The organism is Nocardioides secundeburneus (genome assembly GCF_039939255.1).
GTDB lineage: Bacteria > Actinomycetota > Actinomycetes > Propionibacteriales > Nocardioidaceae > Nocardioides.
The window spans coordinates 371,374-397,325 of the sequence record NZ_JBDUUE010000006.1; the positions used below are offsets into that span (position 1 = coordinate 371,374).

The following is a 25,952-nucleotide window of genomic DNA, read 5'->3' on the forward strand; positions in this document are numbered from 1 at the left end:
GTCAGTCCCCCGCCGCTTCGACGAGCTTGCCGATGTTGACATCGATCTTGAGCCACGAGCGCCCGGCGCGCAGGTTGCGCAGCAGCAGCGACGGCAGGTGGACGTGGTGCAGCGCGAGGAAGGGCAACGGGTCGTGTCCGTCGAGCACGGCGTCGGTGCCACGGAGCACCGTGCGCAGGCGGGCGGGCGCCGTCGAGGGGTGCCGCAGCGCCTGCCACAGCTCGTGGTGCAGCCAGTAGGTCGGGCGGCCGCCGACGGGTGGTGCGACCGGGTCGGCACCGTCGTCGAGGTAGGCCGCGGCGACCTCGGGCCGGCCGGCCAGGAGCGTGATCGCCGAGTGGGTACGCGGGTTGCACTCGATGGCCCGCACGACGCCGTCCTGGCCCTCCATGAAGTCGAACGAGACCTGACCCGTCAGTCCGTAAGCACCGACGAACCGCTCGACCCACTCCCGCACGGCCGGGTGGTCGACCTGCTCGTAGGTCAGCTGCCACGCCGACGAGCGGCAGCAGGCCCAGACCTGCAGCCGCCCGTCGCGGGCGGTGCCGTGGGTGCACCACTCGGTGCCGCTCAGCAGCTCCTGCAGGATCCACGGCTGCTCGGGCGAGATGGGCAGGTCGCGCACGAACGCCTCGGTCTCGGACGGCGTCGGTCGCGGCAACGGCGTCAGGTCGAGTCGACGCACGGGGTCGTAGGGGATGCTCTTGAGCACCCACGGCCCCGGAGCGGCTGCGAAGTCGAAGTCCAGCACCTGCCGAGGGTCGGTGATGCGGTGGGTCGCCGGCATCGGCAGCCCCACGGCCTCGGCCATCTCGGCGAAGGCGTGCTTGTCGTCGACGAGCGCCAAGTGCGCCGTGTCGAGGTGCACCACCTCGCAGTGCCCGGCCAACCGCTCGGCGGCCTGGGCCTCGGGCAGGCTCGACGCCGGGCTGGAGACCGGGACCCAGACGTCGACCTCCTCGTCCTTGACGATGCGCAGCACCGCCTCCGCGAAGTCGTCGGACGACGCGTCCGGCACCACGTGGAAAGCGTCGACGGCGTTGGAGAAGCGGTGCGCCGTCCAGCGGTAGCGCTCGGTCTCGACGAGCACGACGCGGTGCCCGGCCGCGTGGAAGAGCCGGGCCAGCACGAGCGCCTTGGTCATCTTGCCGCCGCTGATCAGCACGGTACGACGAGCGTCGGGCCCGAGCTCGGGGCGCGGCTGACGCCGGCCACGACGGGCCATCGCGGCACCCACCAGGGCCAGGTTGAGCGGCAGCGTGGCCTCGAGGAGCGCGATGGCGGCCACCGACCGGGCCCGCGCGGCCAGGGTCACGAGACCCTCCGCGCCAGCGTCACTCCGTCGCGCAGCGGCAGCAGCACCTGCTCGAGACGGTCGTCGGCGGCCACGGCCGCGTTGAACGCCGCGACCGCGGCACCGTTGCCGGACAGCGCGGTGCCGACCCACGGCTCGCCCTGCATGAGGGTGTTGTCGACCGCCAGCACTCCCCCGACGCCGAGCAGTCCGGTCTCGAGCAACGCGTCGAGGTAGCCGGTGTAGCCCGCCTTGTCGGCGTCGACGAAGACGAGGTCGAACGTCTCGCCCTCGGCGGCGAGGTCCTCGAGCGCGGCGCGGGCGTCGCCGAGACGGACCTCGATGCGCGAGCCGGCACGGCTCTGCGCGAAGGCGTCGGCGGCGATCGCGGCGGCCCGCTCGTCGACCTCGCACGCGACCAGGCGCCCGTCGTCCGGGAGTGCCTCGGCCATGGCGAGGGCCGAGTAGCCGGTGAACATGCCGATCTCCAGCACCCGGCGCGCCCGGGTGATCGACACGAGCATGCGCAGGAACGCACCCTCGACGTGGCCCGAGAGCATCTCCTGCTCGAGACCGGCGTCCCAGGCCTCGGCCCGGGTACGCGCCTCCAGCAGGTCGAGGTCGGGCGAGGCCGGCGTGGTGCACCACGCGAGGTAGTCGTCGAGCCCGCCGACGATGTCCCGCGCCCTCGCCAGGTCGGCGTGGACGTCGTCCGGCACGCCGTCGAGCCGCTCGACCACCAGGTCGAGGAGCTCGGCGGCGATGCCGACCGGCGTCACCGGCCGGGGCGCGGGCACTCCGGTCGTCGTCACGACTCGCGCGCGGTGTACTGCTCCACGCCCTCGCCGCCGCGTGGGTAGCCGGACGCGACGCCCTTGTGCACCTCGAGCACCTGGACCAGCTCGTCGACGGTGAGGTCGTTGACGAAGTGGCAGGTGCCGATCGGCTTCGGGACGGCGGCGCGCAGCAGGCCGTCGCGCGTCTGCAGGATCGAGCCCGTGGCCTTCTCGAGCAGGTCGGCGGTCAGGAACGGGCTGTCGATCGCCAGGCCGACCGAGCTGAACAGCGCGAGGATGCGGTCGCGGTCGCTCGTGCTGATGTAGCCGCGCTGCTCGGCGATGGTGGCCGAGAACGCCATGTCGACGCTGATCGCGTGGCCGTGGAACAGCGGCGGGTCGGGCGCCAGCTCGAGCGTGGGGCTCCACGTGTGGCCGTAGGCGATCACCCGGTCGAGGTCGAGCTCGTGCAGGTTGGGCACCTCGAGCTCGAGCATCGTGTGGATGGCGTCGTAGGTGACCCGGTCGGCGACCTCGCGCAGGTGCTCGGCGCCGTCGGCGTGGCCGAAGGAGGTGACCAGGAGGTCCTCGGCGTACTTCTCGAGCGACTCGAAGATGCCGGCGTGCGAGACGACGGCGATCTTGATGATCTCGGCGATGCCGTTGCGCACCTGGTCGACCGGCAGCGTGCGGAGCATCGAGAAGTCGAGGAAGACCTGCTTCGAGGCGTGGTAGGCGCCCAGCCGGTTCTTGTGCTTGCCGTGGTTGGCGCCGACCTTGATCGAGACGCTGGCGTCGATGAGCCCGATGAGCGTCGTGGGGATGCGCAGGTAGTCGGTGCTGCGCTTGTAGGCCGCGCAGGCGAAACCGGCGACGTCGGTGGTGAGGCCACCCCCGACGACGAGCACGCGCTCCTTGCGGTTCAGCCCGAACTCGGCGAACGCGTCGACGATCTTCTCCAGGGTGCGCAGGGACTTCGCGGTCTCGGCGATGCGCACGGGCACCACGGTGAGCTCGATGCCGTGGGTGCCGAAGTAGTTCCGGATCGCCTCGTCATGCAGGCGCAGCACGTTCTCGTCGACGACCATGAGGCAGCGCCCGGCGTCGCGGTACGCCTCGGCCAGCTCGGGGCGGTCGGCGTCGAAGACGCCGGCGACGTACTGCAGCGTGTAGTCGATCTTCTCGTAGGCCTCGACGTGGAAGGTGGTCTCGGTGGCGGTCAGCCGGGCGGTAGGAGTGCTCATGTCGCTCTCAGATCTTGGCCGCGCCACGCAGGTCGGTGAGCTCGAGCGCTTGCACGCGCGCGGTGTCACCGAAGTCGTGACCGGCCGTGTTGCCGTTGGGGAACGCCACGACCTGGACGCCGGCGGCGCGGGCCGACTCGACCCCGCCCTGGTTGTCCTCGATGGCGACGGCCTGGTCGGCCTGCTCGCCGAGCTGGTCGAGGGCGTAGGTGTAGGCCTCCGCGTCGGGCTTGCGGGCCGAGACCTTGGACTGGTCGACGACGACGTCGAAGTCGGCGAAGTCGACCTGCCCCTGCAGCGCGTCGCTCAGTGCGGCGAGGTTGTCGGCCGACGTGGTGGTGACCAGGCCGAGCTTGAGACCGTCGCTCTTGGCCGAGCGGATGGTGTCGACCACGCCCTCGCGCGGGCTGATCTCTGTCGAGCGCAGCGTCTCCTGGTAGATGCGCGACTTGGTCGCGTGCACGGCGTCGGCGTCGACGTCCTCGCCGCGGTCCTGGGCGTAGGCGGCGACGCGGTCGCGACCGCCGTTGGAGCCGAGGAGTCCGGCGTACTCCTGCTGGTCCCACGTCCAGTCGAGGCCGTGCTCGGCGAAGGCCTGGTTGAAGGCGTCGCGCTGGATCTCGGAGGTGTCGGCGAGGGTGCTGATGGAGCCGAACAGGATGGCGGGCATGGAGGGTCCGTTCCGCGCTCGGGCGAGCGCCGTGGTGAGAGGTGGGATGCGGTGGAGCTGATGAGCGCGTGCATCGGGGAAGGACGACCCGGGTGTGGTCACCGGGCTGCCGCTCGTCGTGCAGGACGACTCGACGACCGTGCCACGTCGGGCCGCGTCGTGCCTTCACCCCGTGGCAGGGGGCCCCGGGTGGTGGATCAGGCGACCGCGAGGACGCTCGGCACCACCGCGGCGAGCGCGAGGAGGCACCGCAGGCGGTCGACGTGCAGCAGACGACGCCGCAGGGCGACGTCGTCGGGGCGCAGGCGACCGTGGATCGGCGCCGCCCCCAGGGCGGTGACCAGCACCACCGAGGCGATGAGCGCACCCGTCACCAGCACGAGCGGTGACCATCCGTTGGCGAGCGCCCACCCACCGGTGCCGGCGAGCAGCAGGTAGACGACGCCGACGACCGGCGTGATCCGGGCCGAGTGGCGCGCGTGCGCCTCGCGCCAACGATCGGCCGGGACCTCGAGCAGCGCGGGGTAGACGATCGCGGTGACCGTGAGCTGGAAGCCGGCATGGGCCGCCACGCTCAGCGCGAGAGCGACGTCAGGGGACATCGAGGCACCGGGCGTGGCGGCGTTCGAGGGCCTGCGCGCTCAGAGGTCGAGCGGGCGCAGGACGCGGTTGATGCCGTGGGCGACCTGCTTGTTGCCGCGGTTGATGTCGAGCAGGCGCGGGATGGCGCGGGGGTCCTTGTCGTTGCGGTCGGCGTCGGCGAGGCGGATCTTGCCGCCGGGGTCGGCGCGCACGCCGAAGCTGGCGCCGGCGGCGGTCTCGACGGCGGCGTTGGCCTTGGCGGCGGCGATGACCTTGGGCGAGGTCAGGGTCTTGCCGGGCACGACGTGGTAGAGCAGGACGGTCTCGAGGGTGTCGATGTCGCCGGTCAGGGCGGCGACACGCTTGAAGACGGCCTTCTCGCGCTGGGGGGCCTTGCCGGTGAGGTCCTTGACGAGGCGGCGGAAGGCGCCGTCGGTGGGCAGGAACACCGTCAGGCGCTGGTTGCCCTTGGTGATGAGGGCCAGGGGGCTGTTCGGCTTCTCGGCCAGGACGGCGAGCACGGCGGCCTCGACGATGTCGAAGTCGTGGGCGTTGGCGTCGAACGCGGTGCCGTCGGCGCCGAGCACCTTGACGAGCGGCTTGCTGCCGGGGGCGGCGGAGGCGGTGCCGGTGGTGCCGACGAGCCCGAGGCCCGTCAGGAGGACGGAGGCACTGAGCAGTCGTACCACCCGGGAGGCGCGTGTCGAGGTCATGGGTTCCCCTTCGTGTCCGACGGCCGCTACGTCGAGGCCGCCACGATGAAGTTCAACAAGTTTGTCGAACTATCGGAGCGTAAACCTCGACATGCTGTCGAACTCACTCCCTTGGGGTGAGAAGCCGTGACCGAGCACACGGGCCGTCCGACGGCATAGGGTCGTCCGGTGCACCCGGACGACGACGGTTCCGCGCTCTGGGACGCCGAGGCGGCCGCCTTCGACGAGCCCGCCGACCACGGTCTGCGCGATCCCCGGGTCCGCGACGCGTGGCGCGCCCTCCTGCTCGGCCTCCTGCCGCCCGCGCCGGCCACGGTCGCCGACCTCGGGTGCGGCACGGGCACCCTCTCGCTGCTGCTGGCCCAGGACGGCTTCCTGGTCGAGGCCGTGGACTTCTCGCCGCGCATGGTCGAGCTCGCGCGGGGCAAGACCGCCGGGGTGCCCGGCGTGCGGGTGCGCCAGGCCGACGCCGCCCACCCACCGCTCGAGGCCGGCTCGTGCGACGTCGTGCTGTGCCGCCACGTGCTGTGGGCGCTGCCCGACCCGGCGCTCGTCCTCGAGCGCTGGACCCGGCTCCTCACGCCCGACGGGCGCCTCGTGCTCGTCGAGGGGCACTGGTCGAACGGCGCCGGCCTGACGGCCGAGCAGACCGTCGACCTCGTCGCGGCGACCGGCCGCACGGCCACGGTCACGCAGCTGCGCGAGGCCGTCTACTGGGGACGCGAGATCACCGACGAGCGCTACGTCGTCACCGGTTGAGGCTCGCGGCTCCCGCCGGCCGGCCGGCTACTGCCGGATGAGCACCACGGCGACCAGCACGACCAGCGCGATGGTGGCGACGCCGACGTAGAGCCACCACGCCGGGAAGCCCTCCGGCTCGGGCTCCGGCTCGGGCAGCGCCGGCGCCGGCTCGGGGGCGGGCGCCGGCGGCGGCGCGGCCAGGACCGGGTGGAGGTCGCCGCCGCAGCGCAGGCACAGCACGCCGGAGACCGGGTTGGCCTCGGCGCAGTGCGGGCACGCGAGCGAGCCGACCGTGCTGCGGCCGGCGGTGCCCGGCAGACGGCGCAACGCCGCCTGGGCCTGGAGGTCGACGTCGCCGAGGACGACCTGCGACGGCGTCCAGAACAGCGGGAAGTCGCAGGTGGAGCAGAAGTCGAGCGACTCGCGGCGGTTGACCGTGACCCGGGCGACGGTGCCGCACTCGGGGCACACGACCTCGCGGCCGCTCTGCGAGATCGGCAGCGCGGTGGTCTCGCGGTCGTCGCCGGAGCCCGACGGGGGCTGGGTCATCTGGTCACCTCGTGGGTCGTGCAGCATGTGGTCGCTCACCGGTCGCTCACCACTCGTCGTCCGTCTCGGAGCTCCACAACAGCCTGTCACCCGACCACAGCTCGGCGCGCACGTGGGCGGGTACCTCGTCGCGCACGATGTCGACGAAGGCCGCCTCGGGCAACGGGCCGGTGGAGGCGACGTGCATGCGCACCCAGGCCGTGTCGAGCGGCACCTCGCCGGCGCGCCACACTCCCCCACCCTCCTCGATCTCGGCCGGTCCGCCGCTGAGCAGCTCGAGGAAGGCCCGCAGGCCGTCGACGGTGCCGCGGGTCGCGAGCGTCTGGGCCGACGTCGCGACGATGCGACGGCGCAGGTCGTCGGGCATCGAGTCATCGAGCTTCTCGACCCCGATCCACGAGCCGAGCCAGGCGATGGAGCTGTCGGGCGCGACCGAGAGGTCGACGACCCGCTCGACGTTGTCGGCGTCGTCGAGCAGCGTGGTACCCAGCTCCTGGAAGATCGAGACGAAGCGCACGAAGAAGTCGTGCGCGAGCATCTGCACCGGCAGCTGGCGCAGCATCCAGTCGTCGGGCCGCGTCGCGCGGGCGGGCCGGACCACCCCCGTCGCGGTCTTGGCCAGGCTGCTCACCGGACGACGACCTGGTGGGCCGCGGAGAGGAACAGCGACTGACGGTCGAGCCGGACGACGTCCTTGGCCGCGCCGAGACGCTGACCGGTGCGCAGGTCGTACTCGAACAGCAGCGCCTCCTCGACGCGGTCGACGCCCTCGACCGACTCGAGCAGCTGGGTCACGCTGGCCACGTTGAGGTCGGCGTCGAACGGCCACCCGGCACCGTCGGCGCCGCCGACGAGCGGGTTGACGTAGCGGTTGAGCGCGTCGACGGCCCGTTGCCGCACGAGGCCGGCCGGCCGGCCCGGCGCGCCGTGCACGAGCGCCACGACCGACACGCCCTGGTAGAAGGGCGTCGTCACCTCGGCCGAGGTGCCGACGACGCGGTGCCGGTCGAGGTGCTCGGAGATGGTGCGCATCAACGGCTCGGAGATGGCGAAGTCGTCGATGGTGTGGTGGTTGACGTCGCCGCGCACCTGCGGGACGACGACCAGCTGCACGGTGCCGTTGCCGCGCTTGGCCGAGCGGCACCGGGCCCGCGCGACCTGCGGCGACGACTCGATGGTCAGGCGCTCGTAGTCGCCGGCCGTCACCGCCCGCTGGCCGGTGCGCAGCGCGAGCGGGCCCCGCACCTTGGCCTCGGCGACCGTCTCGGCGTCGACGCCGCCGGTGGCCGGCTGCAGGTTGGTGACGCCGCTGACGAACGGGACCGTGGCGCGCAGCATCGTGAGGGTGCGGGCGCCGACGTTGCCGCGCGAGCCACCACCGTGGCGGTAGCCGGTCACCTCGATGAACGCGCCGTCGCGCGGGATCGCCCCATGCTGGCGGGTGGACCCGTCGGGGTAGCGGACCTGGGGGCCGAAGATCACCTCGCCGGTCGAGCTGTCCCACACGAAGTGCCGGTCGCGCGCGTCGGAGGCGGAGAAGTCGGCGACCTCGCTCCACTCCTGGACGATGTCGCCGTCGACGATGCGGACGGTCTCGTCGCCACGGCGCGGCAGCACCGGGAAGCGCGAGACCGCGTGCTTCTGCGCGGGTGAGCCGTCGCTGCGGCCGAGCTGCTCGGCACCGGCCGTCTCGGCGTGCTCGGCCCGGACCGTGCCGCCGAGGGCCTCGACCTCGACCTTCTGCAGCCGCGGCGAGGTCTGGTAGGTCGGCCGACCGGCCGCGGTCGGCAGCAGCCGGGCGCGCAGCCAGTAGGCGAACTGGTTGCCGATGCTCATCGGCTGGTGCTCCACCGGCACCATCAGCACGATCTCGCCGCCGCGGTTGAAGCCGCCCGTGGTGTCCTCGTAGACGTCGACCCCGATCCAGCCCTCGCCGTTCCAGACCTCCCACGCGATCGGCGGGTTGCGCGGGTCGACGCCGATGCCCTCGGCCTCGGCCGTGACCGAGAGCCGCAGCACCATGCCGGCGAGCGTGTCGCGGAAGCCCAGGCAGAACGTGTCGCCCGGCGTCATCGTGGACGACGCGAACACCTGCGCACCCTCGGTGCTGAAGCGCAGCTCGTCCCACACGTCCTCGACGCGGCCCTCGAGCTCGGTCGTCACCTTCGCCGCCTCGAGCACCGGCGGAGCGATGACCAGCTCGTCGACGGTGCTGAACACCACCGCGTCGGTGCGGGCGCCGCTGGCGCCGGCCACCGTCATCACCTCGGTGCCCTCGGGGACGACGACCGCCGACTCGAGCACCGCGGAGAGCCAGAACGTGAGGTTGCTGGAGGCGACCGACGGCGGGAACGGCTGGATGCCGACCATGTTGAGGAAGTGCGTGTAGAGCCGCTCCGGCACCTGGTTGACCCGGTAGAGCACCATCTCGCTCATCCACGCGAACAGCTCGATGAGGGCGACGCCGGGATCGGAGACGTTGTGGTTGGTCCACTCGGGGCAGAAGCGCGGGATCATCCGCTTCGCCTCGTCGACGATGTCCTGGAAGGTCCGGTCGTCCAGGGCGGGGGTGGGGAGGGGCATCGGGCTCGCTCGTGTTCTCTCTCGGGCTTCGCGTGGGTCTTACTCGGCGTCGTGCGGGATCACGTAGAACGGGTAGACCAGGTTGCGCCGGTCGTTGGTCGCGCGCACGCGGTAGGCCACGTGCACCTGCACCAGGGCCGGCTGGTCGTCGTCGGGTCGGCTCTGCACGGCGTCGACGACGATGCGCGGCTCCCACTGCGCCAGCGCGTCGCGCACCGCCTCGTTGATCAGGCCGAGCAGGTTGGGCGTGACGGGCTCGAAGAGCAGGTCCCAGATGCGGCACCCGAACCGCGGGCGCATGAGCCGCTCACCGGGGGCGGTCATCAAGATCAGCTCGATCGAGCGGTCGAGCTCGGCGACGCCGTCCGAGAGCCGGATCGAGCCGGTGTGGTCGACGCCGAGCGGCCAGCCGAAGCCGCGCCCGATGAAGGAGCCGTCGTCGCTCGCGACCGAGATCTCGCTCATCAGTTGATCGCCACCGTCGCACCCTTGATGGTCAGCGGTCCGCTGGCCTCGACCGAGGCGACGCCGTCGGCCTTGACCTTGACCTGGGCCCCGAGCAGGTCGGCGCCCGCGGTGCCCTTCACCGTGACCTTGTTGGTGGCGGTGACCTTGATCTCGGCCTTGGCCTTGATCTCGATGTTGTTGCCGTCGATCGTGATGTCACCGTTCTTGGCGAGCACCACCTTGGCCTGCCCGTTTGTCATCGAGATCGGGGTGCCGTCGGTGACGACGTCGAGCTGGTCGGCGCCGAGGCGGATCTTGTGCTTCTTGCCCGCCAGGGTGAGCAGGATGTGCTGGTCGGCCTCGGCGGAGCCGTCGGCGAGCTCGACGACGTGACCGAGCCGGGAGGTGATCCGGCGGTACTTGATCTTGTCCTGGTCGATGTCGTCCTTGGTCGGCAACGTGTTCACCGACGAGAAGAGCCCGCCGAGGATGACCGGACGGCGGGTGTCGCCGTGCTCGAAGGCGATCAGCACCTCGTCGCCGACCTCGGGGAAGAACACCATGCCGCGCGACTTGCCCGCGCCGAGCGTGACGATGCGACCCCAGGCCGACTCGACCTGGTCGTCGACGACCTTCCAGGCGACCCGGATGCGGCCCTTGTCGTCGGGGTCCTTGACGTCGCTGACGACCGCCGCGAAGACGCCGCCGACCTGCAGGCCGGCGCCCGGGCGCGTCGTCCCGAGGACGTCGACGAGGCCGGTCGGCCGGACCGGGCCGGCGGTGAACCTGGTCGTGAACCCGGACCGGCCGTAGGTGTGCTCGATCCGGCTGATCGTGTAGGTGCCCGACGCGGGCCCGGCGTTCTCGACCGTGACCTTCGCGGTGAGCGTGAGGTCGCCGTTGACGTAGCCGGTGCCGGTCGCGACGACCGCGGCCGACGCAGCCTCGGCGAACTTGGCCTTGGCGAACAGGGTCGCCTCGTCGGCGTCGATCGGCGACGGTGACGCGAGGGCGACCGCGGTGCTCCCCCGCGCCGACGCCTTGCGCCCGGCCGCCGAGGCGACGAAGTTCGACTCCTGGCCGATCTTGGTCTGGTGCGTGCCGGTGAAGGCCTGCTGCTGCTCGGGGTTCCAGCCGCGCACCTCGACCGACTCGGGCCCGGTCGTGGTGGCGCGCACCGAGAAGGCCGTCAGGTCCTCGCCGAGCTTGACCGTCGCCGTCCCGGAGCTCGACCCGGCGGGCGCGACCTTGAGCTGCTTGGCCCCCTCGACCCACCACACCAGGCCGGCCCGGGCACACACCTCGTTGAGGAACGCCAGGTTCGAGCCGGTCTGCAGGAGGTAGGGGTGGGTCGCGGCGCTGGTGCCGCTGGCCGAGAGCGTCAGGCCGGCGTCGGTGACGAGCTTGCGGATCAGGTCGGCGTGGGTGAGGTTGAGGAACGCCCGGTTCTGGGTGCCGACCGCGAGCCGGCACGAGCGGTCGTCGACGGTGACGACGAGCTCGGGTGCCTGGCTGCTGTTCTGCTCGAGCCCCATGCTGGTGACCTCGCCGGTCATGAGCGGCGTCTCGCCGGCCAGCACCACGACCTCGTCGCCCAGGTTCACGACCTTCGACGACGACAGCGCGAACCCGGAGTCGACGAAGCGCAGCACCGCGCGGCCGGCGAGGCCGAGCGCGAGGTCGACCCGGGCCGCACTGAGCGCGTCGAGCCAGGTGACCGACAGCGCGCTCCCGTTGATCTTCAGGACCGGCGTGTGCGGGGTGACCGTGGCGGCCATCAGCCCTCCAGGCGCGGCACGTCGAGCACGCGGCCCGGTCGCACGGCGAGCGGGTCCTCGAGTCCGTTGGCGTCGGCGATCAGGCGCCACCGGGTCGCGTCGCCGTAGTAGCGGGCGCTGATCCGGTCGAGCGTCTCGCCGGGCAGCACCCGGTGCGTGCGGTGCGGCTTCGGGGTGCCCGACGTCGGGTTCTGCGGGCCGAAGGCGTGCGACTCCTCGTACTGGCGCAGCTCGATGGCCATCTGCGCGCGCAGCGGGACACCGCTGGAGGAGAAGTAGGTGAAGGTGAGACGGAGGTCCTGGACGACGGCGGTGAACGAGTGCAGGTCGCCCCAGTGGAAGGTCACCGTCGGCGGTCGGGCGTTGTTGCTCGTCTCGTCGTAGCCCGGCAGGTTCGGGTCGACGTCCATGAGGCCGAGGATCTTGCCCGTGTGGTTGGTGACCGGCGTGCCGTCGCCCGTGGTGTCGAAGAACAGGTCGAGGCGCATCCAGCCCGAGCTCGCGCCGGCGTAGCGCAGCTGCGCGACGCCCTTGCCCGGCATCGGGTTCGAGACCCAGTTGTTGCTGCGTCCGACGCTGAGCGTCTCGGGGTTGTAGAGGCACGGCACCCGGGCGCCGCCCTCGATCTCGAGGAACGCCTTCTCCAGCTCGGCCATCAGAGCACTCCCCAGTCCTGGCGGCGTCCGCGCCGCTCGAGCTCGTCGACCACGCGCTCCTCGATGCGCTCGACGACGGCGTCGACGAGCGCGTCCATCGCGTCGCCGGGCAGGTGCAGGCCGCCGCGGCCGACCGTCGCCTCGTCGAGCACGTGGTCGTGGCCCTGACCGGCGACGAGCCCGGGCGCGTGGTCCGCCGTGGCCAACCTCCGCACGAGGCCGCCGGGTGCGCCGGTGCCGGCGCCGAGGTGGTCGGGCTGACCGTGCGTCGTCGGGTGCATGGGGGTTCCTCCCGGGAGGTCGTGCTGCGGGTGGTGACGGTCGAGGTGGCCGGACTCGCCGGCGATCAGGCGCCGGACGACGCCCGCGGTAGCGCTGTCGGCGTCGGCGCCCCCGGGCCGTGACCCGGACGGCGCCGAGGTGCCGAAGAGGTGCGCGGTCGACGCGACGAGCGACGAGCTGCCGGTGTCGGGGGTCCGGGCCACGGCGGGCACGGGGGGCGCGGACGGCGCGGACGACGGGGCCTGGGTTGACGCCGGTGCGTCGGTGCGCGGGGCGATGCTGACCCGTGGTGGCGCGACGGTCATGCGCCGCAGGGCGCCCGCGGCGCTCTGCTGGGCGACCGACGGCGTGCGACCGGCCGCGGTGCGGGCGACGGCGGGAACCGCTGGCCCGTTGGTCGGTCCGGCCGGTCCCATCGGGGCGAGCACGCCGGGCGCCAGGGCCGACGCCGCCGGCGTGTGCCGGCCGGCCGGGCCGGCGGGCGTGCCCGGCCGGGCCGCGGCGCTCGCGGCGAAGGGCGTTGAGGAGCCCCGCGAGCCGCCGCTCGGGCTGCTCGCGCTCGTCGACGCGTTGACGGACGGGCCGACGGACGAGCCGACGGACGACGGGCGGGCCCAGCGGAGCACGGTCGCACCGGGTCCCGAGACCGGGGCCGACGTCCGGCCCCGGCCGGTCGAGGCGGTCGCTGCCGGCGCCGAGCCGACCGTGCCCCGGGTGGCCGGGCTGATCTCCTCCGGCGTGGGCAGGGCGGTCGCGAGGGCCCGTCCCGGCTCGAGGCCGTGGCGGGCGAGACGACGGACCGAGTACAGCTCGCCCATGGCGTGGGGGGCGGCCGCGTGCGGTGCTGGCAGGCCCCCGAGTGAGCCGACGACCCGCGCGACCTGCGGGGCGGCGACCTCGGACGCGGCCGTGGGCGCGGTGGCCGTGACTGCGGCCGGCGAGATCGTCGAGGTGGCACCGGGACCGTCGACGGAGCCACCGGTCGCGGCGGCGGACGCCGTCCGCCGGACCTCGGCGGATCGTCCGGCAGGCGCGGCACCGGCACCGTTCTCGGCGGGCGAGGACGAGGAGGAGGACGAGGACGACGGCGAGGACGACGGCGAGGACGACGGCGCAGCACCGGGTCGGCTCGGGGCGCTGCCGACGGGGCCTGGTCCGCTCGTCGGCGACGACGTCGCCCTCGGCGGCGTCGACGACTGCGGCGCCGGCGACGACGGGGACGGGGACGGCAGGGCTGGGACCGCGCTGGTGCCGACCGGCAGCCGACGAATGTCCGTCGCGGGGGCGAGGGCCTCGCCGCCCCACACCCGACGCAGGCTGCGCAACCCCGACGGGGACGACGTCGGCAGGGAGCCGACTGCGTGCGGCAGGGACGGGTCGGCACCGGCCGGCACGACGCTTTCGGCCGGCGCGGCTCCCGCAGCGAAGGCTCGGGCCAGGGACGCCGGGCGGCCGGACCCGTCGCCGGACGGCAGGTCCGACGAAACGCCCACCGCGACGCCCGACGAGGGCGCCGCCGATGTGGTCGACGACGATGACGGTCCGGCCGACGACGTGTCCGGCGACGTGCCAGGCGACGTGCCCGGGGCGCGGCCGGCCGCGGGGCTCGCAGGAGTGTCGGTCGAGCCCGTCGAGGCGCTCGGTGGTGTGGTCGGCGACGTGGTCGAGGCGGGCGTGCGAGCGACACGACGCCCCTCGGCGGGCTGGCCGGCGGGCTGCCCGGCGGGGGCCACGGCGCGCAGGTGCCTGGGCGCCGCGGTTGCCACCGCGGCGGAGCCGGCCTGCGTCGGGCTCGTACCAGCAGCCGCGGGGGCGAGGCTGGTGGTGGTGACCGGGGTGCGGCTCAGGGGCCGGGCGGCGGTGCGGCCGGCCTGTCGCATCACGACGCTCGAGGCCGACCACTGCTCGCGGCGGGCGGCACCGGCGAGGGCCGGTGCCGAGACCGGCGTCGAGCCGGCGATCAGGGACGGTCCGGCCGCCGCGACGGGCTCGGCGGCGCGGACGGCACCGTCGAGCACCGGCACGGCCTCGCGACGCAGCGGCGCGACCGCCTGCGTGACGCCGTGCACCCGGCGGCGGATCGCGGAGCGGCGCACGGCGAGCCGCGAACCGGCTCCCCCCAGCTGCCACTGCGCGCGCGGCGCGGCTGCGGGCGACGGCGCCGAAGGGGCCGACGAGGGTCCCGCTGCCGGGGAGGAGGTCGACGACGGTGTCGCGGGCGGTGACACCGCTGACACGGGTGCCGCGGGGTCGGCCGAGCGGGCGATGGTCGCGGGAACGTCCATCCCGCGCGCAGCGGGCCGGGTGTCGGACGACGTCGGCGCCTCCGAGGCCGCTGACGTCGTGGTCCGCGTGGACGACGGGGCCAGTGCCGACGACGCGGACGGTGCGGACGGTGCCGACGGTGCCGACGGGGACGGGCTCGGGGTGTCCGCCGCTGACGTCGTGGTCGGCGTGGACGACGGGGCCAGTGCCGACGACGCGGACGGTGCGGACGGTGCCGACGGTGCCGACGGGGACGGGCTCGGGGTGTCCGCCGCCGCCGTCGGTCCGGTCGCGGGCGGCGGCGTCGGGGCCGGTCCGGAGCCGGGCGGGCCCGGGGAGCTCGGCGGTGTCGGCGGGTCGGTCGGTCCGCCCCGGCCGGCGTCACCGTGGTCGTCGTCGGGGCCGGTGGCGGCGGTGCGCCGGACCTGCGCCTCGGGGGTCGCCGCGGTCGACGGGGCCGCCGGCGCGGGTGCCGGTGCCGGTGCCGGTGCGCTGCCACCCGCGGGTCGAGCCGCGGTGGGCGTGCGCCGCACGGGCGGCTCGGGCGGCGGCGCGGCTGCGCGGCGCGCGGCCTGGAGCCGGGCGTGGTCGGTCGCGGTGAGCATGGGGCCGGCGGCCTGGACCTCGGTGTGCCGGCGCACCTGGGCGACCTCGGCGGTCAGTCCGCCGAGGATGCCGCCGGGCGAGTAGGTCTGCTCCTGCGGGACGGCGCGCGCGGCCCGCGGCAACCGGCGCTCAGGGAGGTCGTCGGCGACCACCGGTCGCGACGGGGCGAGCCACGGCGTGGCCCGTCGCACCGGGGCTGGCCCGCCGGACGCCGGGGCCGTGGCGACGGCGGGAACGGGGGTCGGTGCTGCCGACGTCGCGGACGCTGCCGACGGCACCTGGTCGGGTGCGACGACCTCGGCCGGCCCGCCGGGGCCGGCTGGTGCGGCCGAGGTGGGGTCGGACGACGGAGCGATCGAGCCGGACGGAACCGCCGGGGCCGACGGGACCGGCTGGGCCGGCTGGGCCGGCTGGTCCGGCTGGTCCGGCTGGTCCGGCTGGTCCGGCTGGTCGGCGGTCGCGGGCGTGCGCCGCACCACGGCGGCGTCGGGGCCGGTCGTGCGCCATGAGGGCGCGGGCCGGGAGCCGCTGGTCGGCCGCGCCGCGATCGTGCGCCAGGCTCGCGAGGTGGCGGGCGAGGCGACGGGCTGCGCCGCCTCGGACTCGTCGGTCGACGGGCCGGTCCACCACCGCGGGGGCCGGACGGCCGGCTCGGGCCCGGCCAGCGCGCGGCGGATGTCGACCGGGCGCGAGGTGCTCGCGGCGAAGCGGGAGACCGCCGAGGCGATGGACCCCACCCGGGTCGGCAACGGTCGACCCAGCGGCGGGCCGGGCTTGCGCAACCGGCGTACGACGCTGGACCCGAGCCAGGGCTCGGGCCGCTCGTGGTCGTGCTGCTGGGTCATCGTCCGTCCGGTCGTGGGTGGTGGGGGTCAGACCTTGGTCGAGGCGCGGAATCCGTGGTGGGCGACCTCGAGCTCCTCCTCAAGCGGGCTCTGGCTGTCGACGGAGAAGTCGGGTCCCTTCCACCGTACGGGGAAGACGTCGATCAGCTCCCAGGCGCGCAGACGGTTGCCCTGGTGGTCGAGAGCCGTCACGGCGCCGGTCGAGCGGGTGAGCTTGTTGCCGGACGACGCGAAGCCCTCGCCCGAGCTCTTCGAGAGCCAGTCGAACAGCGCGTTGCCCGCGGTGACCCCGCGCCGGAAGACGATGTTGGGCCACGTCATCCGGCCCGGGACCCGGTGGGAGAACCCGTTCTGCCCGCCCTCGCGGAACTCGTGGACACCGACCGTGACCTGCAGGCCCTGCAGCTCGCGGAAGATGCCGATCTCGACGCCGTCGAGCTCGAAGAGGAACCGGTTGGCGGTGGGGACGTCGCCGCCGAGCAGCTCGACGGCGACGCCGCCGCTGTCACTGGCCATGTTCACGCACCACCTGCCACGCTCGTTCGTTCAGGGAGACGACCGCCCGCACCATCCGGACCCGGTCCATGTGCTCGAGGTCGAGCAGCTCGTCGAGCGGCCAGTGCAGGTGGTACGCCAGGTAGGCGACCTCCTGCCAGATGGCATCGCTCGGATAACGCATCACGGCACGGTCACCCCGCGCCGTACGAGACCCGCCCGGTCACACCCGGCCTGGATCCGCCGGACATGTCGTCCGACGAGTCCTCGGACGACGTCTCCGACGGCTCGGCGACGTCGTCGGCCGGCGCGACCTCGACCGCCGGCCGCGAGGCTGGCGAGCCGACGAGCGTCGTCGACTCCTGCGCCGCGATGAGCGCCTCGAACTCCTCCTGGTTGCCGAAGTTGATGACCCCGTAGAAGTCCTGGAGGAACGCGAGGTCGACGGCGAACAGGCCCTCGATGACGTGGGAGTTGATCTGGTCGAGCGTCCCGAGACCGGTGACCACCCTCGTGAGCACGAGGATGGTCAACCGGGGGTCGTCCGGGCCCTGCACCGTGGGGTCCCGCAACGGCGCGAGCTCGTCGCGCGCCGTCGCGAGCCGCATGGTGCCCTTGCGGTGCAGGCCGCCGTCCTCGTCCACGTAGCCTCGCGGCAACGTGAACTCGTACGAGGTGCGGAGACTGCTCACTTGACCCTGTCGAGGCGCTCGATGACCAGGGTGATGGTCTCCTTCACGGCCTCGTTGGAGTCGGTGCTGACCGCGTCGGTCGCGATCTTGCTCGGCCACCCCTTCGAGAAGTTGAACCGGCCGACCTCGGCGAAGGCGCCGTCGTAGAGCACGATCGAGCCGTCCTTGCGGTTGGCCGTGCGGGCGGTGCCGCCCATGCCCTTGTCGCGGATGTCCTTGAACCACTTCCAGATCGGGTCCGCCATGGCGTCCATGGGCGCCATGCGGGTGATCGAGATGTCGGCGGCCTTGTTGATGTTGCCGCGGGTCTTGACCATCTCGGAGCGGCCGGTCTTGCCGACCTGCTGGATGGAGACGACGTCGGCCTCGACGTCGAGACCGGAGACGCCGGTCAGGATGATGTTCTCGCCGGCGATCTCCAGGTAGAAGTTCTGCGCGACGATCGGGTCGGTCGAGATGAGGGCATCGTTGGGCATCGGTAGTACTCAGCTTTCTCTGCGGTCTGGGGTCGGGTGGGGGTGACCGGCGATCAGCCGGCGACCTGCTTCTTCTGGCTGATGCGGAACACGACGAACTCGGCCGGCTTGACCGGCGCGATGCCGACCTCGACCACGAGCATGCCGGCGTCGATGGACTCCGGCGGGTTGGTCTCGGCGTCGCACTTGACGTAGAACGCCTCGTCGGCCGACAGGCCCGACAGGGCGCCCGCGGTCCACAGGCCGCGGAGGAAGCCGCTGACGGTGCGGTTGACGCCCTCCCACAGGGCCATGTCGTTGGGCTCGAAGACGGCGTACTGCGTGCCCTCGAGGATCGTCGACTCGACCATGTTGAACAGGCGACGGACGTTGATGTAGTTCCAGTCGGTGTCGGAGGCCAGGGTGCGCGCGCCCCAGATGCGGATGCCGCGGGTGCCGAACGGACGGATGCAGTTGATGCCGATCGGGTTGAGCAGCGACTGCTCGTTCTGGGTGACCGAGCGCTCGATGTCGAGCACGCCGCGCATCGTGTCGTTGGCCGGGGCCTTCCACACGCCGCGGGTGTCGTCGGTGCGGGCCCAGACGCCGGCGATGTGGCCGGACGGCGGCATCAGGATCTCGCTGTCACCGTTGACGCCGATCGGGTTCTCGACCTTGATCCAGGGGTAGTACAGCGCGGCGTAGGCCGAGTCGTACATCGCGACCTCGCTGCGCCACTCCTTGATCTGCTGCGGGCTCATGCCGGGAGGCGCGTCGAGGACCGCCATCCGGTTGCCGTTCTGCTCGCAGTGCGAGATGAGGGCGGTCTGCACGGCCTTCCACAGGCCGAGGTCCAGGCTGCCGTCCTCCTTGGTGGCGGCGGTGACCAGGTCGGGGACGATCACCATCGTGACGTCCTCGGCGACGGCCAGGCCGTTGATGCCGGCGCGGGCCGACTCGGAGCCGGCGAACTTGCGCCCGTTGACCGCGACCGGGACCGGGGCGGCCTTCTCGAGGTCGTAGAAGCCGGGCTTGACCAGCTCGAGCTGGCTGGCGACGTCGGCGTCGTCGTCGAGGTTGAGCTCGACCTTGACCTTGGTGGAGGTGGCGTTGACCTTGGTGGCCACGTTGTCGTCGCCCTTGGCGAAGCCGAGGCCGGAGAACGTCTCGACCGGCTCGCCGTTCTCGAGCACGGTCATCGTGAAGGTCGCGGGGCCCTCGTCGTCGCCGTCGCCGATGTCGTCGGTGGTGACGGCGATCGTGATGGCGGCGTCGGGCTCGACGCTGGTGACGGCCACGGGCAGGCCCAGGGCACGGTCGGCGGCCGGGAGCTCGAGGCGCGACGGCTCACCGGCGGGCTCGGTGTTCGGCACGCGGCAGATGTAGGCGATGGAGCCGCCGTTGGCGAAGTAGCCGTAGACCGACAGGGGCAGCATGCAGTTCTTCGCGAAGCCGCCGTAGAGGCTCTCGAACTGGGTCCAGCTGGTGACCAGGCGCGGGGCCAGGCCCTGCGGGTCGTTCGGGTCGTCGGTCGGGGCCAGCTCGGTGAAGCCGACGAACGCCGCGACGGCGGTGGGGGCGGCCGAGAGGATCTTCTGCGAAGAGGGAACCTCTTCGACGTACACACCGGGTGCGGTGTAGGTGGGCATCTGGAACTCCGCTTCGTGGGGCGCTGCGTGGGTGCAAAGGTCGGGTGACGAGATCGAACGTGACGTCCGGGCAGTTGCATCGTTGAGGTTTCGCGATTCGCCTGCGGAGCTTTGGCCCCCGTTGATTACATATACCTATGGGGGTGTCCCAGGACGACGCGACTGTGGCGGCCGACCCGTGGGGTCTGGCTCCGCTCGCCGCTCCCCCGACGCACCGCGGCCGCGCCCGCGTCGTCCGGCCCGGTGACGTGCCGCAGCTCTCGGCGTGGGCCGCGGGCGGGTCGGCGCTCGCCGTCCGTGCGCGCGGGGTGCTGCTGAGCGGGCGCGGGCACAGCCCGAGCGAGGTCGCCGCCGCCCTCGGCACGACCCGTCAGACCGTGCACCTGTGGCTGCACCGCTACGAGGTCGACGGCCTGGGCGGCCTGCACGACCGCGACCGGCCGCTCACCCGCGCGCTCGACGACGCCGCGATCGTCGCCGCGACCCTGCGCCCGCCGCCGCGGGCCTCCGGCCTGTCGCACTGGAGCGCCCGCACCCTGGGCGCGCACCTCGGCATCGGCCACAGCACCGTGGGCCGGGCCTGGCAGGAGCACGGGGTGCGCCCGCACGGCCTGTCCACGTTCCGCCTCGACACCGACCCGCCGCTCGTCGCCCACGTCGCCGACGTCGTGGGCCTGGTCGTCGCTCGCGACCTGCGGCTCGTGGCGGTCTCGCTCGTCCCGGCCGGCAGCACCCGCGGCACCCGCCACCACGCGCCGGCCGGGCAGCAGCAGCGCGGCGACGCCCGCGACGCCGAGACCGGGCACGGACCCCTCCGCGCGTTCGCCGCCCTGCGCGCGGCCGAGGAGCGGGCACCCACCCGGCCCCGGCCCGGCGCCGGCCCGGCCCGTGCGCCGCTCGAGGCCCGGCTGCCGTCGCGTCGTCCCGACCGCGTGCACGAGCTCACGCTCATCGGCGACCGCCCCGACATCGCGACGCTGGAGGCGCTGCAGCCCTGGCGTCGCGCCCACCCGCGCGCCGACGTCCGGCACGTCGCCGGGCCCGAGCAGTGGCTGCGCCTGGTCGCCGTCCTGCTGCACCTCGCCGAGGCCGGCCCTACCTCCCGCGGTGTCGAGGGGTGCGCCGCCGAGCTCGCGCAGATGGTGCGCGGGCTGGTCGACGGCACCCGCCCCGCCCCCGGCCGTTTCGCCTGGGTCGACCCGGCCTGGCGGCGCACGCCGCGCGACGTGCGGCGCTAGGAGCACCGCCGGTCGAGCCGGGCCACCATCGCTGATCGAGCCGGTCGAGCCGCGCTGGCGGGTCGACCGAGTCGAGATCCCGGAAGCGACCTCTCGACCCGACCACCGTGGCCCGGACGTCAGACCGGCCGTGGCGGCTTCGACTCGCCCAGGTTCGCTCCGCGAACCAGGGCGGCTCGACCAGCGAGTGACCGGTCGGGTCAGCTCACCTGGGTCCGGACGGCGCCCGGCATCGAGATCGTGACGACGCCGCCGTAGGCGCAGTTGCACGTCGACGCCGCGTCGAGCACCGGCAGCCCGCCGACCATGGTGCGGGTCGCGCCGGGCTTCCACGGCCCGGCCATCGTCGGGATGCACGGCATCGGGGTCAGGACGCCGAGCGCGGCCGAGGTGGCCGCGGCCACCTGCGGGTTGGCCAGGCTCGTGCACATGCCGAAGGGCGGGATGTTCACCGCGGGGATGGTGTCGGGCACCGTGCCGACCGGTCGACCCTCGACGGTGACCCGCTTGGTCGGCAGGAAGTTGAGCGTCGACGGCGCGACGCCGAAGCTGCACATGGCCATGGCTCCGGTGACGACGGGGTTCGGCACGGCGGTCTCCTCAGCTGGGGGTCGGGGTGGGGGCGGGCGCGTCGCCGCGCAGCGAGGTCGACAGGCGCTGCCCGGGGTCGAAGGCGAAGCACACGACGTCGCGGTCGCCGCCCTGCCACGAGCGCGGCGAGGGCAGCAGGTAGGTGAAGTAGAGGTCGGAGTCGAGGTAGGGCACACCGGTGTAGTCGCCGAAGGCGTCGGCGCAGCGGCCGTCGGCGAACGTCGTCAGCGCCTCGTCGCCGGGGAAGACGTCGGCGTCGGTCTCACCGTCGGGCGCCTCGTAGGGGATCACCGCGAACGACTCGCGGTCGTGCGGCTCGTCGCAGCCCACGCGCTCGAGGTCGGAGACCTGCTCCTGCACCTCGTCGGGCAGCACGAAGCACTGGCCGGCTTCGATGTCGAGGACGTCCTGCTCGTCGTCGTCGCCACCGAACAGGCCGCAGCCGCTGAGCGGCAGGGCCAGGACGACGAGGGCGGCAGCGGCGACGGTGCGCGGCAGCCGCGTCACCGGCGCACGTCCACGGGCGGGTCCGACATGCGCTCGGCCATCGCCGAGATGCGCTCGACCGGCGGGGCCTGCAGCTCCCAGTCGAAGGTGTCGGCGCCGACGGTGACCACGATCGGGGCCGAGGCCCGCAGGCCGCCGCCGATGCCGGTCCACAGCTCGCGTCCGGTGTGGCGGTCGTCGCCCATCGCCAGGGTGACCGAGGTGGTCAGCTCGGCCGGGAACAGCTCGGGCGGCACCGAGTCGGTGGCCGCGACCATGCTGACCAGGTCGCCGAGCAGCTGGTGCTCGTCGCTCGGGCTGCCGGCCCAGGCGCTCATCAGGTAGCCGAGCTCGACCATCGGCTGCGGACGACGGCGCAGGCCGCGCCCGTCGTCACCGACGCGCACCGTCGCCGAGCGCGACGGCTGGCTGCTGCGCCGGACGTCGTAGAGGAACAGGCTGACGGTGATCCGCGAGAGCTGGGCGGACCAGGTGGAGGTGGGGGCGTCGAAGACGACGTCGCCGATCTCCTCCGGGAGCGGGAGGCGTTCGCGCACCATCCGCTCTAGACCAGCGTCCACGTTCTGGATGAACACGCCGCGAGTTTTGCATGCCCTCGGGGGTTTCGGGCCAGAACGGATGACGTGGCGCAGGACAGGCGCTTAGATGCGGGCATGGCCCGTTCGTTCGCGACGCCCGAGACCGACGACATCGAGAAGGTCGAGGCCGTCCCGGTCCGCCGCACGGCCGCCCCGCTGGTCGTCGGCGCGGCCGACGACCGCGCCGAGATCGACGCCGACCGCGTCGCCGACGAGGTCATCAACCGGCTCCAGTCGGGCGAGTCGAGCGATCTCGCCCAGGCCCAGGGCGGCGAGTCCCACGTCCACAACGGCTGCCACGGCATCGCTCGCCAGGCCGCCCCGTCGACCGGCGCGCCCGAGGTCGGCTTCGAGGGCGGCGCGATCTCCGACGACCTCACCACCCGCATCGAGGGCAAGCGCGGCTCCGGCTCGGCGCTGCCCGGCGACGTCCGACGTCGCATGGAGGCCGGTTTCGGCACCTCGCTGGCCGACGTCCGCGTGCACACCGACGGCGAGTCGGCCGACCTCAACCGCTCGATCTCCGCGCGCGCCTTCACCACCGGCAGCGACATCTTCTTCGGCTCCGGCGAGTTCTCCCCCGGCACCGCGGCGGGCGAGCGGGTGCTGGCCCACGAGATCGCCCACACCCGCCAGCAGGGCGGCGGCGCCCGGCGCATCCACCGCAAGTGGGACATGAAGGCCAAGAACCTCAACCTGCACCAGGCCGACTCGGTCTCGGTGTTCTCCTCGCGCCCGATCATCGTCCTCAGCCACCCCGACGACGGCGACAAGCTCGTCGTCAAGGGCGAGGACCAGCCGGTGGGCCTGGGCGAGCTGACCGCGAAGATGCAGAAGAAGGCCGCCAAGACCAGCAGCGTCAAGCAGCGCACGCTGACGAAGGGCGAGCAGGGCGACGTCTCGTTCCTGCTCGGCAAGGACCTCGACGACTCGTGGGACAAGCGCGGCCAGGAGCTCGCCCAGCAGGGCGTCGACGTGGGCGACGACCCGAAGAACGCCGCGCGGATGGACGTGCTCAACGCGCTGCTGTCGACGAAGAACAAGCCCGTAGCGATGACGTACGCCGAGGGCGAGGGCGCCGACAAGCTGGCCGATCCCGCCAACTACGCCGACCGCAAGGGCGACGACGACAAGACCGAGTACCGCAAGCTGGTCATGGACCCCCAGCACCTGCGGGCCCTCGGCCGGATCACCGCCATCGACGCCTTCATGGGCAACATGGACCGCGTCGTGAACGCGAACGCCGGCAACTGGTTCGTCGACCTGACGTCGAAGAGCATTCAGCTCATCGACAGCGTCGATCCGGGCCAGGCCAACGTGCGAGTACCGATGAAGGAGAGTTTCGCCGACGGGCTCTGGGAGAAGGGTCGCACCGGCGGCGACGTCGACGACTCGCGGATGGTCGCCGGATCGCTGTTCTTCATGACCGACCGTGGGGACTACATCGCCGGCGCCATCGCGCAGTCGATGGCCAACGCCGGGGTCTCGATGCAGGGCAACTTCAGCACCGGCGGCGACGTGAAGGCCAGCCAGTGGATGGATCGTCCGCTCGACTCGGGCGAGACCCGTCGCGAGTTCATGGCCAAGCACCTCGAGGTGGGCTTCACGAAGGGCAAGGCGGAGATCCTCAAGATCTTCGCGGCCCCCAAGTGGCACGACTTCAAGCTGAACAAGAAGCGCAAGTCGATCAAGAAGTCGGCCGCCTCGGCGGAGGCTGCCGACGGCGTCGGCGCCGACAGCTACTACCGCGAGCTCTCGCGGCGCGCGGCACTCATCAAGTCCAGCGGTGCCTGAGGCCGGTCCTCCGTCGGACGACGCCCCCTGGGCAGCGTTCGCGGCGGCGGTCCTCCGGAGCGAGGCGCACCGGCGCGGAGTCGAGCTCGCCCCGGGCGAGCCCGTCGGTTCCTCGACGAACCCCGACGACGTCGCGCTGGGTGACGACCTGCTCGACGGCATCGCGGCCAGCGCCGAGCTCGACGACGAGGAGACTCGGGTGCTGGCCCTCGTGGTCGGCATCGACCTCGACCCCGGCCTCCAGGAGCTCGTGGCCGCGCTCCAGGGCCACCCCGGGCCGCGGCTGACCCTCGACACCCTCGGCACCCTGCTCGGGGGCGGCGCCGTGGCCACCCTGTCCGACGAGCGACGCCTGCGGAGCAGCGGTCTGCTCGAGCTCGAGCCCGGGGGGTCCCTGTCGACGAGCCGGGTCGCGGTCCCGGCCCGGGTCGCCTGGGCCTTCCTCGGAGACCTGTCCCTCGACCCCGAGCTCGCGGCGGGCACCGAGGTGGTCGCGCTGCCCGCGTCGATGATGGGCGAGCACGACCTAGTGCTGGTGCACGGGCCCGACCGGGTCAGGCGCCAGCAGGAGTCCGTCCGCGCCCTGCAGCCACTGGTCTTCCTGCTCACCACCCCTCCGGCGGACGACCGCGGCTGGCGGGTCCTGGTGCGGCAGGCGACCGTCTTCGGGGCCGGTGTCGTGCTCGACCTGGCCGACGGCGGCGTGACCGCGTTGACGCGTGAGTGGGTCGAGCGGTCGGACCACCTGGCCTGGAGCCTCAGCTCCACCTACCCCATCGACCTGGCCACCGCCCCCCGCCGTCCCTGGACCGAGATCGTCACGCCGTCGTCCGCGGTCACCGACGAGGAGTGGTCGGCCGTCTTCCCGGACGCCGCCCCGCCGGCCCGGCGTCCGACCGCCGAGCAGCTGCGGGTCGCGACCGGGGTGCCGGCTGGTAGCGGTCCCCTGGAGGTGATGCGACGCGTGGCGTCCGGCACGCTGCTCAAGCACGCGACCCGCATCGTGCCGCGGATCGGCTGGGACGACCTCGTGCTGCCGCCGAGCCAGGAACGCCAGCTGCGCGCGGTGATCGACCGCTACCACCAGCGCAGCCGGGTGCACGACGACTGGGGCCTGTCGCTCTACCCCTCCCCCGGCGTCGTCGCGCTGTTCTCGGGCCCGTCGGGCACGGGCAAGACGACGAGTGCGGAGGTGATCGCGCACGAGCTCGGCATGGACATGTTCCGCGTCGACCTCTCGGCGTTGGTGAGCAAGTACATCGGCGAGACCGAGAAGAACCTCGAGGAGATCTTCTCCGCCGCCCACACCGGCAACTACGTGCTGCTCTTCGACGAGGCCGACTCGCTGTTCGGCAGCCGCTCGAAGGTCGAGGACGCCAAGGACCGCTACGCCAACATGGAGGTCAGCTACCTCCTGCAGCGCCTCGAGACCTACGACGGCGTCGTCGTGCTCACCTCGAACTTCCAGGGCAACATCGACCAGGCGTTCCTGCGCCGCATCCACGTCACGGTCCACTTCACGGTGCCGAGCGCGGGCGAGCGCGAGCGGATCTGGGACCGCGCCCTGGGCCACGCCCCGCGCCACGACCTCGACCTGGCCTACGTGGCCGAGAAGTTCGACCTCAGCGGCGGCTCGATCCGCAACGCCGCGCTCACCGCCGCGTTCTCGGCGGCTGCCCGCGACCCGCACGACGGCCCGGCCGGCATCGGCATGGTCGACGTCCTGCGGGCCGTGGTGACCGAGCAGACCAAGCTCGGACGACGCCCGCAGGACGCCCAGCTCGGCCCCTGGCTGGCCGCCGTACGAGACCATGACAACCACTGACCAGACCCGGGAGGGTGAACCTCAGGGGGTATTTCCCGGTTTCGCCACGCGCGGTGCCCGCCGGCCCTAGATTCGAGCCTGGTCTGGTCCGGTCCTA

At 73.1% G+C, this 25,952-nt stretch carries 25 protein-coding genes; 4 read left to right on the top strand and 21 right to left on the bottom strand.

Features of this window, described 5'->3' with window-relative positions; genetic code table 11:
- Window position 1: 1 nt before the first annotated feature.
- From ABFT23_RS18155 to ABFT23_RS18180, 6 genes are all read right to left on the bottom strand, one after another.
- Window positions 2–1,315 carry an ATP-grasp domain-containing protein gene (locus ABFT23_RS18155; RefSeq protein WP_347897714.1) on the bottom strand — a complete coding sequence of 438 codons (1,314 nt, stop codon included), beginning with the start codon at window positions 1,313–1,315 and terminating at the stop codon, window positions 2–4.
- Window positions 1,312–2,106 (bottom strand): O-methyltransferase, encoded by a 795-nt coding sequence (locus ABFT23_RS18160; protein ID WP_347897716.1) that lies wholly within the window; start codon window positions 2,104–2,106, stop codon window positions 1,312–1,314. The genes ABFT23_RS18155 and ABFT23_RS18160 overlap by 4 nt, the downstream gene beginning before the upstream one ends.
- A complete protein-coding gene (locus ABFT23_RS18165; protein WP_347897718.1) occupies window positions 2,103–3,314 on the bottom strand; it encodes a sedoheptulose 7-phosphate cyclase in 1,212 nt (403 codons plus the stop codon). Before ABFT23_RS18165 ends, ABFT23_RS18160 begins: the two co-directional genes overlap by 4 nt.
- Window positions 3,315–3,321: 7 nt before the next feature.
- On the bottom strand, window positions 3,322–3,984 hold the full coding sequence (locus ABFT23_RS18170; RefSeq protein ID WP_347897720.1) for an HAD family hydrolase: 663 nt from the start codon (window positions 3,982–3,984) through the stop codon (window positions 3,322–3,324).
- Window positions 3,985–4,181: 197 nt separating this feature from the next.
- On the bottom strand, window positions 4,182–4,586 hold the full coding sequence (locus ABFT23_RS18175) for a hypothetical protein (protein WP_347897722.1): 405 nt from the start codon (window positions 4,584–4,586) through the stop codon (window positions 4,182–4,184).
- A gap of 39 nt (window positions 4,587–4,625) precedes the next feature.
- Window positions 4,626–5,279 (bottom strand): fasciclin domain-containing protein, encoded by a 654-nt coding sequence (locus tag ABFT23_RS18180; protein ID WP_347897724.1) that lies wholly within the window; start codon window positions 5,277–5,279, stop codon window positions 4,626–4,628.
- Window positions 5,280–5,447: 168 nt separating this feature from the next.
- Between ABFT23_RS18180 and ABFT23_RS18185 the strand changes: the two genes are divergently transcribed.
- Window positions 5,448–6,038: a class I SAM-dependent methyltransferase gene (locus ABFT23_RS18185; protein ID WP_347897726.1), complete on the top strand. Its 591-nt coding sequence runs from the start codon at window positions 5,448–5,450 to the stop codon at window positions 6,036–6,038.
- A 27-nt stretch (window positions 6,039–6,065) separates the two neighbouring features.
- On the opposite strand, the gene ABFT23_RS18190 is transcribed toward ABFT23_RS18185, so the two are convergent.
- Genes ABFT23_RS18190 through ABFT23_RS18245 form a run of 12 tightly spaced genes read right to left on the bottom strand, consistent with a single transcriptional unit; the run spans window position 6,066 to window position 19,322 of the window.
- Window positions 6,066–6,569: a hypothetical protein gene (locus tag ABFT23_RS18190; RefSeq protein WP_347897727.1), complete on the bottom strand. Its 504-nt coding sequence runs from the start codon at window positions 6,567–6,569 to the stop codon at window positions 6,066–6,068.
- 46 nt (window positions 6,570–6,615) lie between these two features.
- Window positions 6,616–7,200, bottom strand: coding sequence for a phage tail protein (locus tag ABFT23_RS18195; RefSeq protein ID WP_347897729.1), 585 nt, complete (start codon window positions 7,198–7,200; stop codon window positions 6,616–6,618).
- Window positions 7,197–9,152 (bottom strand): putative baseplate assembly protein, encoded by a 1,956-nt coding sequence (locus ABFT23_RS18200; protein ID WP_347897730.1) that lies wholly within the window; start codon window positions 9,150–9,152, stop codon window positions 7,197–7,199. Before ABFT23_RS18200 ends, ABFT23_RS18195 begins: the two co-directional genes overlap by 4 nt.
- Window positions 9,153–9,191: 39 nt before the next feature.
- Window positions 9,192–9,617: a GPW/gp25 family protein gene (locus ABFT23_RS18205; protein WP_347897732.1), complete on the bottom strand. Its 426-nt coding sequence runs from the start codon at window positions 9,615–9,617 to the stop codon at window positions 9,192–9,194.
- Window positions 9,617–11,377: a phage baseplate assembly protein V gene (locus ABFT23_RS18210; RefSeq protein WP_347897734.1), complete on the bottom strand. Its 1,761-nt coding sequence runs from the start codon at window positions 11,375–11,377 to the stop codon at window positions 9,617–9,619. Before ABFT23_RS18210 ends, ABFT23_RS18205 begins: the two co-directional genes overlap by 1 nt.
- Complete coding sequence (locus tag ABFT23_RS18215) at window positions 11,377–12,033, bottom strand: CIS tube protein (RefSeq protein ID WP_347897735.1); 657 nt, start codon at window positions 12,031–12,033, stop codon at window positions 11,377–11,379. Before ABFT23_RS18215 ends, ABFT23_RS18210 begins: the two co-directional genes overlap by 1 nt.
- A complete protein-coding gene (locus ABFT23_RS18220) occupies window positions 12,033–16,031 on the bottom strand; it encodes a hypothetical protein (RefSeq protein ID WP_347897737.1) in 3,999 nt (1,332 codons plus the stop codon). The genes ABFT23_RS18215 and ABFT23_RS18220 overlap by 1 nt, the downstream gene beginning before the upstream one ends.
- A gap of 27 nt (window positions 16,032–16,058) precedes the next feature.
- Window positions 16,059–16,547, bottom strand: coding sequence for a phage tail protein (locus tag ABFT23_RS18225; protein WP_347897739.1), 489 nt, complete (start codon window positions 16,545–16,547; stop codon window positions 16,059–16,061).
- Window positions 16,537–16,710: a DUF6760 family protein gene (locus tag ABFT23_RS18230; RefSeq protein WP_347897741.1), complete on the bottom strand. Its 174-nt coding sequence runs from the start codon at window positions 16,708–16,710 to the stop codon at window positions 16,537–16,539. Before ABFT23_RS18230 ends, ABFT23_RS18225 begins: the two co-directional genes overlap by 11 nt.
- A 10-nt stretch (window positions 16,711–16,720) precedes the next feature.
- The gene (locus ABFT23_RS18235; protein WP_347897742.1) at window positions 16,721–17,170 is read right to left on the bottom strand and encodes a hypothetical protein; all 450 of its coding nucleotides are present in this window, start codon (window positions 17,168–17,170) and stop codon (window positions 16,721–16,723) included.
- Between the two features lie 44 nt (window positions 17,171–17,214).
- Window positions 17,215–17,694, bottom strand: coding sequence for a phage tail protein (locus ABFT23_RS18240; protein WP_347897743.1), 480 nt, complete (start codon window positions 17,692–17,694; stop codon window positions 17,215–17,217).
- Window positions 17,695–17,747: 53 nt separating this feature from the next.
- Window positions 17,748–19,322, bottom strand: coding sequence for a phage tail sheath family protein (locus tag ABFT23_RS18245; protein ID WP_347897745.1), 1,575 nt, complete (start codon window positions 19,320–19,322; stop codon window positions 17,748–17,750).
- A gap of 143 nt (window positions 19,323–19,465) precedes the next feature.
- Here ABFT23_RS18245 and ABFT23_RS18250 point away from each other — a divergent pair, with 143 nt between their 5' ends.
- The gene (locus ABFT23_RS18250) at window positions 19,466–20,560 is read left to right on the top strand and encodes a helix-turn-helix domain-containing protein (protein WP_347897747.1); all 1,095 of its coding nucleotides are present in this window, start codon (window positions 19,466–19,468) and stop codon (window positions 20,558–20,560) included.
- A 200-nt stretch (window positions 20,561–20,760) separates the two neighbouring features.
- Here ABFT23_RS18250 and ABFT23_RS18255 read toward each other — a convergent pair whose 3' ends face one another.
- The 3 genes from ABFT23_RS18255 to ABFT23_RS18265 are packed head-to-tail and all read right to left on the bottom strand — an operon-like array spanning window position 20,761 to window position 22,233.
- A complete protein-coding gene (locus ABFT23_RS18255) occupies window positions 20,761–21,150 on the bottom strand; it encodes a DUF4280 domain-containing protein (RefSeq protein ID WP_347897749.1) in 390 nt (129 codons plus the stop codon).
- A 10-nt stretch (window positions 21,151–21,160) separates the two neighbouring features.
- A complete protein-coding gene (locus tag ABFT23_RS18260; protein WP_347897750.1) occupies window positions 21,161–21,658 on the bottom strand; it encodes a septum formation family protein in 498 nt (165 codons plus the stop codon).
- Window positions 21,655–22,233, bottom strand: a complete 579-nt coding sequence (locus ABFT23_RS18265) for a DUF4255 domain-containing protein (RefSeq protein ID WP_347897752.1) — start codon at window positions 22,231–22,233, stop codon at window positions 21,655–21,657. The genes ABFT23_RS18260 and ABFT23_RS18265 overlap by 4 nt, the downstream gene beginning before the upstream one ends.
- Before the next feature lie 78 nt (window positions 22,234–22,311).
- Between ABFT23_RS18265 and ABFT23_RS18270 the strand changes: the two genes are divergently transcribed.
- Together ABFT23_RS18270 and ABFT23_RS18275 are read left to right on the top strand one after the other, a co-directional pair.
- Window positions 22,312–24,030 (top strand): eCIS core domain-containing protein, encoded by a 1,719-nt coding sequence (locus ABFT23_RS18270; protein ID WP_347897754.1) that lies wholly within the window; start codon window positions 22,312–22,314, stop codon window positions 24,028–24,030.
- Complete coding sequence (locus ABFT23_RS18275) at window positions 24,023–25,855, top strand: ATP-binding protein (RefSeq protein ID WP_347897756.1); 1,833 nt, start codon at window positions 24,023–24,025, stop codon at window positions 25,853–25,855. The genes ABFT23_RS18270 and ABFT23_RS18275 overlap by 8 nt, the downstream gene beginning before the upstream one ends.
- Window positions 25,856–25,952: the final 97 nt, after the last annotated feature.